Genomic DNA, 11,785 nt, shown 5'->3' with positions numbered 1-11,785 from the left:
CAACTTGATTGGTTAAGGCTCCCAGTAGACGACTGGGTTGATAGGCCAGATGTGGAAGCCCGGTAACGGGTGGAGCTGACTGGTACTAATAGGCCGAGGGCTTGTCCTCAGTTGCTCGCGTCCACTGTGTTAGTTCTGAAATAACGAACGGCCGTGTTGTTCCGGTGTTGTTTATTTCATAGTGTTTCGGTGGTCATTGCGTTAGGGAAACGCCCGGTTACATTCCGAACCCGGAAGCTAAGCCTTTCAGCGCCGATGGTACTGCAGGGGGGACCCTGTGGGAGAGTAGGACGCCGCCGAACTCCTTTTACGGGAAAGCCCCGTGCCCTTGTGGCACGGGGCTTTTCTGCGTTTGCGGAGAGATGAGAAACCCCTTTCCTCAAGGAAGGCTTGGTACGTCGTAGTGGTGGGTTGCGTCAGAGCCGCCCTGCGCTCTTGAGTGCCAGGTAGGCATCGGCGAGGGCCGGAGCGAGGTTGTCCGGAGTTGCGTCGACAACCACCGCGCCGTGTCGCTGGAGCTGCTCGGCAGTGCGGAGCCGCCTTGCTTGGGCCTGTGCCCCCGCGGCAGCTTCGTAGATCGCGGCCACTGTGCCTCTCGCACTCGCCATCTGCTCGACGTGCGGATCCGCCACCGAAGCCACCAGTACGGTATGGCGCTGGGTCAGACGACGGAGTACAAGAAGCAGGCCTTCTTCGACAGGGGCTGCATCCAGGCCCGTGAGAAGCACGATGAGGGAGCGACGAGGCGCACCGGCGAGCACGGCGGCGGCGAGACCTCGGGCATCCGTCTCCATGAGTGCCGGCTCGATGGGCGCCAGGGCGTTCACCATGGCCGACAGGACCTCTCCTGCGGACCGGCCCCGAACCTGTGCGCGGATGCGACGGTCGTAGGCGAGCAGATCCACGCGGTCGCCCGCACGAGTGGCAAGAGCCGTGAGCAGCAGGGCCGCGTCCAGAGAGGCATCGAGACGGGGTACGTCACCGACACGTCCCGCCGAGGTGCGGCCGGTGTCCAGGACGATGAGGATGTGACGGTCCCGCTCGGGGCGCCATGTGCGTACTGCGACGGCGGACTGACGTGCGGTAGCTCGCCAGTCGATGGAGCGGGTGTCGTCGCCGGGCACATACGCACGCAGGCTGTCGAATTCCGTGCCCTCGCCACGGGTGAGGACACTGGTGCGGCCGTCGAGCTCGCGGAGTCTGGCGAGGCGGGACGGCAGATGCTTCCGGCTGGTGAAGGGAGGCAGGACCCGAACCGTCCACGGGACCTGGTGATTCCCCTGCCGGGCGGCAAGTCCAAGAGGGCCGAACGAGCGGACGGTGATGCGTTCGGCCTGGCGGTCGCCCCGCCGTGTCGGTCTCAGGAAAGTGGTCAGCCGGCGGCGTTCGCCCGCCGGGACCGAAAGTGGGTGGCGTGAGGAAGCCTGGTCCGTGCCGGTGGGCCAGCTGCTGGGAGGCCAGGCGTCGCGAAGGTGTGCCCGCAGCTTGCGACGGGAAGGATTGGTTACGGTGAGTTGCACTTCGGCGGTTTCGCCAAGTCGAACGCTTGTATCACCAGATCGGGTGAACTGAAGCGTTCGCACTGGTGCTGCCAGGGCGTAGTCGCACAGAATTGCCAAAGAGAGCGGTGCGTTGACTGCCAGCATCCCGGTCCAGCTGGGGGCCAGGATGCCTACAGGGAGTGACCCCAGAGCGGCCAGCAAGGCGGTACGTCCAGTGAGGGCCACGGTCACCGCCTCATCGGGGTACGGGGACGTGGGCGAGGACGGCTGTGATGACGGAGTCGGGGGTGACACCCTCCATCTCCGCCTCGGGCCGCAGCTGGATGCGATGACGAAGCGTGGGGAGCGCCAGGGCTTTCACGTCATCCGGAATGACGTAGTCACGGCCGGTGAGCCAGGCCCAGGCGCGGGCGGTCGACAACAGGGCGGTGGCGCCTCGGGGAGAGACGCCGAGGGAGAGCGAGGGGGATTCACGCGTGGCACGGCAGATATCGACGACATAGCCGGCGATCTCGGGAGAGACCTTGGTCCGGGCGACTGCGTGGCGGGCGGCCTCCAGATCGGACGGGCCTGCGACGGGACGTATGCCGGCTGACCTGAGGTCACGTGGATTGAAGCCCTCGGAATGACGGGTGAGGACGTTGATCTCCTCTTCCCGCGAGGGCAGGGGCACTGTCAGTTTGAGGAGAAACCGGTCCAGCTGGGCCTCGGGGAGAGGGTAGGTGCCCTCGTATTCGACGGGATTCTGTGTGGCGGCAACGAGGAAGGGGTCGGGCAGTTGCCGGGGGGTCCCATCGACGGTGACCTGGCGCTCTTCCATGGCCTCCAGGAGGGAGGACTGCGTCTTGGGAGGGGTGCGGTTGATCTCGTCGGCGAGAAGCAGATTGGTGAAGACGGGCCCGGGCTGGAACGAGAACTCGGCCGTGCGGGCGTCGTAGACCAGTGAGCCGGTGACGTCGCTGGGCATCAGATCGGGGGTGAACTGGACGCGCTTGGTGTCGAGTTCGAGTGAGGCGGCGAGAGCCCGGACCAAGAGGGTCTTGGCTACTCCGGGGACACCTTCGAGGAGGACGTGGCCCCGGCAGAGCAGAGCGACGACGAGTCCGGTGACGGCAGGGTCCTGACCGACCACGGCCTTGGCGATCTCCGAGCGCAGCGCGTCCAGGGACGCGCGGGCTGTATCGCCGTTCCCGAGGGGATCGGTGGTCTCGGCGGGCACTGGGGGCGGGGCGCTCATGACGTGCGTACCTCTCTTTCGAGGGTGTCGAGTTGGTCTGCCAGTTGGACGAGAGCGGCATCGTCGGACGGGGCGGGTCCGAAGAGCAATGTCTGGACGCTGTCGTCAGTGCTGTTCAGGCGGGTGGAAACGGCAGGGACGAGTGTTGAGGGGGAGTGGGCGTCGCGTGAGGAGACGCCGATGAGCGGGGCAATGCGGGTGCGGGTGGCGGAGCGCAGCGAGTCGGCGGCCCGGTCCCGGGCGTTCGCCTTGCGGTAGAGGCGGGCACGGCCCTCGGTGGATTCAGAGGCGCGGATGGCCACAGGCAGTCGCTCGGTCACCAGGGGGCCGAGACGGCGGGCGCGCCAGATGGCGGCGAGCACGGCGGCCAGTGCGAGTTGCAGCGTGCCCCACAACCAGCCCCGGGGGATCAAGTCGGCGAAGCTGCGGTCGCCGGAGGTGCCGTCGCCACCGGTTCCCCCGTCCTCGGCGGTGGCCGATGAATCAGCGAGTGAGGGGAGGTACCAGATCAGATGACGGCGGGAACCGAGAAGCTGCAGGGCCAGGGATGCGTTGCCCTGGTTGGCGAGTCTGTCGTTGTGGAGAAGGTCGGGGGAACCGAGGAGCACGGTCTCGCCCGCTCCCTGTTCGACCAGGAGCACGGTGGGAAGGCCGCCGCTCGGGAAACAGCCGACGGTGTCGAGTCCGTACGAGGTGTAGCGGAAGCCTCCCGTTTCGACGTCGCCGGCGCTGCGGGCGGCGGGCAGGGAGCATTCGGGGGCACGGGGGGCTACCGGTCCGGCGGACTCTGCCGTGACGCCTGGGACCAGCGTGCGTACGGAGGGCGGGCCCGGTGCGAGCAGGACGGTGCGGCCGGCCGCGTTGTCGGTCGCGGCACGGAGTTCGCTCTGCCGGCGCGGTGCCAGCAGATTGGGGGACGTGACGAGCAACGTGGTGTCGGGGCCGAGCTTGGCGGTGGCGTCGTCGAGCGTGGTGACCACGTCGACGGAGACGCCGCGTTCTTTGAGGAGCTCGGCGACGGCCCGGCTGCCGTAGCGGTCGGCGGAGCGAGGATCGAGGCGGCCGTGCTGGTCGCCGGAGCGGACGGTTGCCAGGGCGATTCCGGCGACGACGAGTACCAGGAGGGCGAGGAGCAGACCGCGGACGCGGACCCAGATCTGGTGAGGGGTGAGGGCCGCTGCGGTGGGGGCGGCGGTGACCTCGGTCATTCGGCTGCTCCCCGGGCCGCGGTTGTCAGGAGAGGCTTGGCGGCTTCGAGATCGAGGTCCAGAGCTCGTACGGCCAGATACGCCTGCTGGTCGGCGGTGCGGCCGCCGTATGTGACGTCGTCGAATTCTCTGGCAGCGGCGTGGAGCCGCGTTGCGTGTGCGGGCAGTGGGCGGCCTGCTTCTGCGGCGGCCTCGTCGGCGGTGCGCCCGGGGCGGGGGTCGAGCAGGGCGCGCTCTTCCAGGGAGCGGACGATGGCACGCATCCGCTCCTGGACCGCCTCGTTCCAGCGTTGGGCGGCGGCGTGCGCCTCGGCGGCCTTACGGTGTTCGGCCGCGCTGCGGGGGCTGTCGTCGAAAAGGGCGTCCGCGGAAGGCACGGTGCGGCGAGGAGTGCCCAGTCGCCACCAGAGTGCGGCGACCAGGCCAATGACGAGCAGTACGAGCACGATCAGGCCGATCGGTCCACCCGGTGCTGCGCCGGAGGCTGTGGCCAGGAGGTCGCCGATCCAGTCCCAGAGCCGGTCGAGGCCCCGCTGGAGAAGGTTGGGATCATTCTCGTGGTACATCGGTTTGGACAGTTCGTGCTTCGCTGCCTCGCGGGCGGGGACACGTGGAGTGTCCACGGGTATGTCGCCGCTCGCATGGATCAGTAGCCGTACTGCTGTGGTGCCCCCCGCCCCCGACACGGCATCAGCTCCTGGTGTCGTATCCCGGCAGGCCTGCTGCCCGGGCGAGTTCGAGGTCGAGTGCTTCGCGGCGGATGCGCTGGTCGATGTAGAGCAGTGCCATCACACCGGCGGAGAGCGGGTAGGTGATCGTCGCGACGATCACCTTGCCGATGCCGGAGACGATCAGGAAGGGCCAGCCGAAGTCCGCGGAGCCGTTCGTGAGGGCGGAGCCGATCCCCTCGCCGTCCACAGCCATCGCGATGACACCGAACGGGATGGCAATGATCAGGGCCACGACGAAGGTCAGCAGCCCGGTCAGCGCCAGGACGCCGAAGGTCCGCCACCAGGCGCCCCGGACGAGCTTCGCGGAACGGCGCATGGAGGCCGTGATCGACTGCCGCTCCAGCATCAGGGCCGGCGAAGCGAGGCAGAAGCGGACCATCAGCCAGATGACGACGACGAACGCGGCCATGAACCCGACAAGGACGAGTCCGGCGCCCGCGGCGGAGCCGATGAGCATGCCCGGCAGCAGGCCCACCGCCATGATGGCGGCGCTGATCAGGGTCAGCAGCAGCGTCAGCCCCAGCAGCTGAGGAAGCCGGGGCCGGGCCTCGGCCCAGGCGTCGGAGAGCGTCACGGGACGGCCCAGCACCGAGCGGCTGATCACCACGGTCAGCACAGACGTCGTGATCAGCGTGGCGATCATGGTGATGAGCATGGACGGCACGCTGTTGAACACGGTCGACTGGGCCGAGTCGGCGGCCTGCCGCAGCGCTTCCGTGCCGGTGGCGTTCGGATCGATCTGCGCAGGCTCCGGCAGCAGGAAGCGTTCCACGAGGGTGATCGCTACCTGGGCGATCACGGACACGGTGAGTGTGATGCCGAGGACTGTGCGCCAGTGGGCGCGCATCGTGGAGACCGCGCCGTCGAGGATCTCGCCGACGCCGAGAGGCCGGAGCGGGATGACACCGGGCTTGGCCGCAAGGGGCGGCTGTCCCCAGCCGGGCCCCTGCGGCCCGCCGCCCCAGCCCGCAGTGGGGGGCGGTGCGCCAGGACCTGTGCCGGGAGCGCTCGGTGGGGACCACTGCCCTGCGGGCGGCTGCGTGGGAGACCAGTTCCCTGCCGGGCCGCTGCCGTCGACGGGCTCGGAGGGCCGGGGGACGCCGGCGCCCTGGCCGTCGGAGGGGGCAGATCCGGGCGAGGCCCAGCCCGGAGTGTCGTTCATTCTCGCTCCTTCATGGTCCTGTCCGCTCATCGGCGCGGCAGGTTGGCAGCCATCGTGCCACGCGTTGCTCCGCTATGTGCCGGGCGCTCCATCTCCTTCGTACCTTCATTTGTGGGCGGCTCACCGGGCAGACTGGACGGATGGCTGATCAGGACGCGCAACCGCCGGTGGGCACCGAGCCTCCCTCGCTTCCCGTACTTCGCTGGGCCGAGCCTCCGGAAGGTCCCGCGCTGGTGCTTCTCGACCAGACGCGGCTGCCGGCGGAGGAGGCCGAGTTCGTGTGCACCGATGTGCCCGCTCTGGTGCGGGCGATCCGGACGCTCGCGGTGCGAGGCGCCCCGTTGCTGGGTATCGCGGGTGCCTATGGTGTGGCGCTCGCGGCCGTGCGGGGGGACGACGTGGCGGAGTCCGCGGGGCTGCTGGAGCGGGCGCGGCCCACCGCGGTGAATCTCGGTTACGGGGTGAGGCGGGCAGCCGCGGCGTATCGGGAGGCCATCGGGAAGGGGGCGGATCCGGAGCGGGCCGCGGCGGTGGCGCTGGCCGAGGCCAGGGCGCTGCACCGGGAGGACGCCGAGGCCAGTGGGCGCATGGCGGGGTACGGCCTTGCCCTGTTGGACGAGCTGCTGCCCGGTGGCGGTGGGCATCGCCTGCTGACGCACTGCAATACCGGGGCGCTCGTCTCCGGTGGTGAGGGCACCGCCTTCGCGGTGGCGCTCGGGGCGCACCGGGAGGGGCGGCTGCGGCGGTTGTGGGTGGACGAGACGCGTCCGCTGCTCCAGGGGGCCCGGCTGACGGCGTACGAGGCGGCGCGCAACGGAATGCCGTACAGCCTGCTCACGGACAACGCCGCGGGGTCGCTGTTCGCTGCGGGGGAGGTGGATGCCGTGCTCATCGGGGCGGACCGCATCGCCGCCGACGGGTCGGTGGCGAACAAGGTGGGGAGCTATCCACTGGCGGTGCTCGCGAAGTACCACCACGTACCGTTCATCGTGGTCGCGCCGACCACGACCGTGGATCTGGACACCGCGGACGGGGCGTCGATCGTCGTTGAGCAGCGGCCGGGCGCCGAAGTGACGGAGTTCACATCGCTGCAGGTCGGGGTGGTGGGTGCGGATGCCGGCGGACTGCTCGTGGCACCGGTGGGAACCACCGCGTACAACCCCGCGTTCGACGTCACGCCGCCGGAGCTGGTCACGGCGATCGTCACGGAAGAGGGCACGATTTCCCCGGTCACGGGGGTCGGGCTGACAGAGCTGTGTGCCAGATCATCGCAGGTAACGATTAGCTAATGGGATGATGTCGATTATGAAGGGACGCGTCCTTGTCGTCGACGACGACACCGCACTGGCCGAGATGCTCGGGATTGTGCTGCGTGGTGAAGGGTTCGAGCCGTCGTTCGTAGCGGACGGCGACAAGGCACTTGCCGCATTTCGTGAGGCCAAGCCGGACCTGGTCCTGCTGGATCTCATGCTGCCCGGTAGGGACGGCATCGAGGTCTGCAGGCTGATCAGGGCCGAGTCGGGTGTGCCGATCGTCATGCTCACTGCCAAGAGCGACACGGTTGACGTGGTGGTGGGTCTGGAGTCCGGGGCCGACGACTACATCGTCAAGCCGTTCAAACCTAAGGAGTTGGTCGCCCGGATCAGGGCACGTCTGCGGAGGTCCGAGGAACCGGCGCCGGAGCAGCTGGCCATCGGGGACCTGGTCATCGATGTGGCCGGTCACTCGGTGAAGCGGGAGGGGCAGTCGATCGCCCTCACTCCGCTGGAGTTCGACCTGCTGGTCGCGCTCGCCCGTAAGCCGTGGCAGGTCTTCACCCGTGAGGTGCTGCTCGAGCAGGTGTGGGGATACCGCCACGCAGCCGACACCCGGCTGGTGAATGTGCATGTCCAGCGACTGCGCTCCAAGGTCGAGAAGGACCCGGAGCGGCCGGAGATCGTGGTGACCGTCCGAGGGGTCGGTTACAAGGCCGGACCGAGCTGACATGCCCCCGAGTAGCGCTGCTCCGCAGCCCGGGGAGCCGGGAGCCCGTGCGGAGCGGGCTGCCGGTCCGGGACACAGGGTGTTCCGGATCGGGCGCTTTCTGCAGGGCGGCCGGTTGTTCCACGACCGGGCGCCCGGCGGACCTGTGCCGCGATTGCTGATGCGTTGGGTGCGGCGTCCGCTGCTGCCCGCCGTAAGGCTCTGGCGGCGCAACCTGCAGCTGCGGGTTGTCGCGGGCACGCTGCTCATGTCGCTCGGTGTGGTGCTGCTCCTCGGGCTGGTCGTGATCGGGCAGGTGCGCAACGGCCTGCTCGAGGCCAAGGGCAAAGCCGCCCAGACGCAGGCGGCCGGTGGTTTCGCCGCTGCGCAGGAGAAGGCGAACGCTCCACTCACCCCAGGTGGTCAGGGCGGCGACACGACGGACGGCACCACTGCCAACAACTCCTGGCGGACCGAGCTCGTCGACCAGCTCGCCAGCGGCGGGAAGAACGCCTTCAACGTGGTGGCGCTCAGCGCCGACGAGGGAACGCGTGCCCCGCGCGGCTCGGGCAGCGTGGAGGCGGTGAGCATTCCGCAGCGCCTGCGGGACGCCGTGAACAAGGGGCCCGGGGCATTCCAGACGTACTCCGAGATCCAGTACGCGAACGGGCAGGACCCGCAGCCCGGACTTGTCGTGGGCAAGCGGCTCTACGACATCGACCACAATCCGTACCAGCTCTACTACCTCTTCCCGCTGACACAGGAGGAGAAGTCACTGACGCTGATCAAGGGCACGCTGGCGACCGCGGGGCTTTTCGTGGTCGTGCTGCTCGGGGCCATCGCCTGGTTCGTGGTGAGGCAGGTCGTCACTCCCGTACGCATGGCGGCCGGCATTGCCGAGCGGCTCTCCGCCGGCAGGCTCCAGGAACGGATGAAGGTCACCGGCGAGGACGACATCGCCCGACTCGGCGAGGCCTTCAACAAGATGGCGCAGAACCTGCAGCTCAAGATCCAGCAGCTGGAGGAGCTCTCCCGGATGCAGCGGCGCTTCGTCTCCGACGTCTCCCACGAGCTGAGGACGCCGCTGACGACCGTACGGATGGCCGCCGATGTCATCCACGAGGCCCGCAGTGACTTCGACCCCGTGACGGCGCGCTCGGCGGAGCTGCTGGGGGACCAGCTCGACCGGTTCGAGTCGCTGCTCTCCGATCTGCTGGAGATCAGCCGGTTCGACGCGGGCGCCGCGGCGCTGGAGGCGGAGCCGATAGATCTGCGGCAGGTCGTACGACGGGTGATCGGCGGGGCCGAGCCGCTGGCCGAGCGCAAGGGCACCCGGATCCGGGTGGTCGGCGACGAGCAGCCGGTGATCGCGGAGGCCGACGCGCGGCGCGTCGAGCGCGTCCTGCGCAACCTTGTGGTCAACGCTGTCGAACACGGTGAGGGCCGGGACGTCGTGGTGCGGATGGGGGTGGCCGGAGGTGCGGTCGCCGTGGCCGTCCGGGACTACGGAGTGGGGCTCAAGCCGGGCGAGGCGACGCGGGTGTTCAACCGCTTCTGGCGGGCGGACCCGGCCCGCGCGCGGACGACCGGCGGTACCGGTCTCGGGCTCTCCATCGCGGTGGAGGACGCCCGGCTGCACGGCGGGTGGCTGCAGGCATGGGGCGAGCCCGGCGGCGGTTCGCAGTTCCGGCTGACTCTGCCGCGTACGGCGGACGAGCCGCTGCGCGGATCGCCGATACCGCTGGAACCCGAGGACTCCCGTCGCAACCGGGAGAGCCGTGAGCGGGTCCCGGCCGCGCCGAAGACCGGGAGCGAGCACCGGCTGACGGCTGTGCCGTCCCAGCCCGGCGGAAGTGACCGGCCCGCACTGCCCGTACCGTCCCGTGTTCCTGTGGCTCCGCGGACAGCGCCGGCCTCGGTGCATCCGGCGGCCCTTCCGGGGAGCGGCGCACGGGTGGTCGCGCGCCCTGCCGAGGACCGGCCGGGCGGCGAATTCGACACCGGGGCGCAGAGCCCGGAGCGGGGGGACACGAATCGTGGGCACTGACCGTCGCAGGGACGGCCGTGGGCGGGTGCTGGGGCTGTTCGCGCTGCTCGGATGCGGCACGGTGCTGCTGTCCGCGTGCGGCTCGATGCCCGTCACCGGGGACGTCAAGGCCGTCGACGCCTCGCAGCCCGGCGACTCCCAGGTGCAGGTGTACGCCGTCGCGCCGCGTGACAACGCCACGCCCAACGAGGTGGTCGACGGCTTCCTGGAGTCCATGACCAGTGATGACCCGCGCTTCAGGACGACCCGTCAGTACCTGACGAAGAAGGCGGCCGAGACGTGGAAGCCGAACGCGTTCACCACCGTGCTCACCAAGGCGCCGAACAGGAACGACCGCCCTCTGCGCGACAGCGACCGCAACATCACCGAGGTCACCTACACCCTGACCGGTGAGAAGGTGGCGACGGTCGACGCCCAGAACGCCTACCAGCCGCTCGCGCCCACCGACTACAACCAGACCCTGCACCTGGTGAAGGAGAACGGGCCGGACGGCAAGGAGTGGCGGATCGACCTGGTGCCGGACGGTCTTCTGCTCGGGCAGTCCGACTTCAAGCGCCTCTACCGCTCCGTCAACAAGTACTACTTCGCGACGGGGCGGCCCGAGGTGCAGTCGACCCTCGTCGCCGACCCCGTCTATCTCCGCAGCCGCACGGACCCCGTCACGGGGATGGACACCGTGACGCAGTCCGTGCGCAGCCTCCTTGCGGGGCCGACCAGTTGGCTGCGGCCGGTGGTCGCGTCCCGGTTTCCTCCCGGTACGGCGCTGAAGAAGGGGGTCACTTCGCTGGCGCCCGACGACCGCAACGTACTGAAGGTCCCGCTCGACAAGAAGGCGGACGGCGTCGGGCAGCGTTCCTGCCGCATGATGGCCTCGCAGATCCTCTACACCCTCAGGGATCTGACGTCCGCACGGGTCGAGCAGATCGAGCTGCAGCGCTCAGACGGCTCCCCGTTGTGCCTGCTCGGAGCAGACCAGGCGGAGGAGTTCGCGCCTGACGGTTCGTCGAGCGGTCCGGACAGCCAGTACTTCATCGATGCCAAGGGACATGTGGAACGAATTCCCGGCAGCACCAAGGGAAGCGGAGCCCCGGAGGCGGTGACCGGCCCGTTCGGTGACGGACCGGTGCAGATGGGCACGGTCGGTGTGGCCAGGGACGAGCAGTCGGCGGCGGCGGTCTCGCGCGACGGGGCGTCTCTCTACGTGTCGTCCATCGTCTCGGACGGCGAGCTTCCCGCGGCCTCGGTGACCAGCGGGGCCCACGACGTGAAGAACCGTCTGTCGACACCGAGCTGGGACGGCCGGGGCGACCTGTGGGTGGCCGACCGGGATCCCGGCAACACCAGACTGCTGCGGCTTGCCGGTGGTACCGGCAAGCCGCAGGAGGTTGCCGTGCCCGATCTGGGCGGCGGGCGGATCGAGGCGCTGCGCATGTCCGCGGACGGAGTGCGGATAGCCCTGCTGGTGAACCAGGACAAACGCACCACGCTGAAGATCGGCCGGATCGAGCGGCGCGGGCCGGCGTCGGAGCAGCAGGTGTCGGTGGTGGAGCTGCGTCAGGCGGCGCCGCAGCTGACGGATGTGACCGCGATGTCGTGGTCGGGCCGCAGCCGCCTCGTGGTGGTCGGCAAGGAGCAGGGCGGCGTCCAGCAGGTGCGCTATGTGCAGGCGGACGGTTCGACGTCCGCGTCGGGTGTGCTGCCCGGCGTGAACCAGGTGTCGTCGGTCGCGGCGGCGGACGACGAGCAGCTTCCGTTGATGGCGGCCACGTCCAGCGACGGGATCGTGAAGCTGTCGCCTGGCGACAACTGGCAGACGGTGGTCAAGGAAGGCTCGTCGCTGGTCTACCCGGGCTGAGGCGCCGCAAGGCCCGTTCCGCGCTTTCCGCAGGGGTGGCCTGCTGTTTTCCACAGGGGTGGCCCGCTCGCGCCGGGAAGA

The 11,785-nt window shown here is 69.3% G+C and carries 9 protein-coding genes and 2 rRNA genes; 6 read left to right on the top strand and 5 right to left on the bottom strand.

From position 1 onward, the window contains the following. Both BT364_RS34895 and rrf read left to right on the top strand, forming a co-directional pair. A 23S ribosomal RNA gene (locus BT364_RS34895) occupies positions 1-109 on the top strand; the annotation flags it as partial. Positions 110-185: 76 nt separating this feature from the next. Beyond that, positions 186-302 (top strand): 5S ribosomal RNA (rrf, locus tag BT364_RS34890). A gap of 114 nt (positions 303-416) precedes the next feature. Here rrf and BT364_RS34885 read toward each other — a convergent pair. From BT364_RS34885 to BT364_RS34865, 5 genes are read right to left on the bottom strand one after another with little or no spacing between them, the layout of a single operon-like run. After that, the gene (locus tag BT364_RS34885; RefSeq protein WP_072489215.1) at positions 417-1,727 is read right to left on the bottom strand and encodes a DUF58 domain-containing protein; all 1,311 of its coding nucleotides are present in this window, start codon (positions 1,725-1,727) and stop codon (positions 417-419) included. A gap of 10 nt (positions 1,728-1,737) precedes the next feature. Further along, positions 1,738-2,739 carry an AAA family ATPase gene (locus tag BT364_RS34880; RefSeq protein WP_072489211.1) on the bottom strand — a complete coding sequence of 334 codons (1,002 nt, stop codon included), beginning with the start codon at positions 2,737-2,739 and terminating at the stop codon, positions 1,738-1,740. After that, on the bottom strand, positions 2,736-3,947 hold the full coding sequence (locus BT364_RS34875; RefSeq protein WP_072489210.1) for a DUF4350 domain-containing protein: 1,212 nt from the start codon (positions 3,945-3,947) through the stop codon (positions 2,736-2,738). The genes BT364_RS34880 and BT364_RS34875 overlap by 4 nt, the downstream gene beginning before the upstream one ends. Continuing rightward, positions 3,944-4,633: a DUF4129 domain-containing protein gene (locus BT364_RS34870; RefSeq protein WP_072489209.1), complete on the bottom strand. Its 690-nt coding sequence runs from the start codon at positions 4,631-4,633 to the stop codon at positions 3,944-3,946. The genes BT364_RS34875 and BT364_RS34870 overlap by 4 nt, the downstream gene beginning before the upstream one ends. Before the next feature lie 4 nt (positions 4,634-4,637). Further along, positions 4,638-5,840 carry a DUF7847 domain-containing protein gene (locus BT364_RS34865; RefSeq protein WP_072489208.1) on the bottom strand — a complete coding sequence of 401 codons (1,203 nt, stop codon included), beginning with the start codon at positions 5,838-5,840 and terminating at the stop codon, positions 4,638-4,640. Between the two features lie 140 nt (positions 5,841-5,980). Here BT364_RS34865 and mtnA point away from each other — a divergent pair, with 140 nt between their 5' ends. The 4 genes from mtnA to BT364_RS34845 are packed head-to-tail and all read left to right on the top strand — an operon-like array spanning position 5,981 to position 11,704. After that, complete coding sequence (gene mtnA, locus BT364_RS34860; RefSeq protein WP_072489207.1) at positions 5,981-7,129, top strand: S-methyl-5-thioribose-1-phosphate isomerase; 1,149 nt, start codon at positions 5,981-5,983, stop codon at positions 7,127-7,129. 4 nt (positions 7,130-7,133) lie between these two features. Further along, positions 7,134-7,823 (top strand): two-component system response regulator MtrA, encoded by a 690-nt coding sequence (gene mtrA, locus BT364_RS34855; protein WP_187438793.1) that lies wholly within the window; start codon positions 7,134-7,136, stop codon positions 7,821-7,823. A gap of 1 nt (position 7,824) precedes the next feature. Next, a complete protein-coding gene (gene mtrB, locus BT364_RS34850) occupies positions 7,825-9,849 on the top strand; it encodes an MtrAB system histidine kinase MtrB (protein WP_177328359.1) in 2,025 nt (674 codons plus the stop codon). Then, positions 9,839-11,704, top strand: a complete 1,866-nt coding sequence (locus BT364_RS34845) for an LpqB family beta-propeller domain-containing protein (protein ID WP_256260354.1) — start codon at positions 9,839-9,841, stop codon at positions 11,702-11,704. The genes mtrB and BT364_RS34845 overlap by 11 nt, the downstream gene beginning before the upstream one ends. Positions 11,705-11,785: the final 81 nt, after the last annotated feature.

Origin of the sequence: Streptomyces atratus (assembly GCF_900119365.1) — a bacterium.
Lineage (GTDB): Bacteria > Actinomycetota > Actinomycetes > Streptomycetales > Streptomycetaceae > Streptomyces > Streptomyces atratus_B.
The sequence above is the reverse complement of the archived record's forward strand: the minus strand, read 5'-3'. Positions and strand labels throughout refer to the sequence as shown.

Coding starts and splice junctions, on each gene's coding strand:
- BT364_RS34880 (WP_072489211.1), bottom strand. CDS start 2,739: ATGAGCGCCCCGCCCCCAGTGCCCGCCGAGACCACCGATCCCCTCGGG.
- mtnA (WP_072489207.1), top strand. CDS start 5,981: ATGGCTGATCAGGACGCGCAACCGCCGGTGGGCACCGAGCCTCCCTCG.
- mtrA (WP_187438793.1), top strand. CDS start 7,134: ATGATGTCGATTATGAAGGGACGCGTCCTTGTCGTCGACGACGACACC.
- mtrB (WP_177328359.1), top strand. CDS start 7,825: ATGCCCCCGAGTAGCGCTGCTCCGCAGCCCGGGGAGCCGGGAGCCCGT.
- BT364_RS34865 (WP_072489208.1), bottom strand. CDS start 5,840: ATGAACGACACTCCGGGCTGGGCCTCGCCCGGATCTGCCCCCTCCGAC.
- BT364_RS34875 (WP_072489210.1), bottom strand. CDS start 3,947: ATGACCGAGGTCACCGCCGCCCCCACCGCAGCGGCCCTCACCCCTCAC.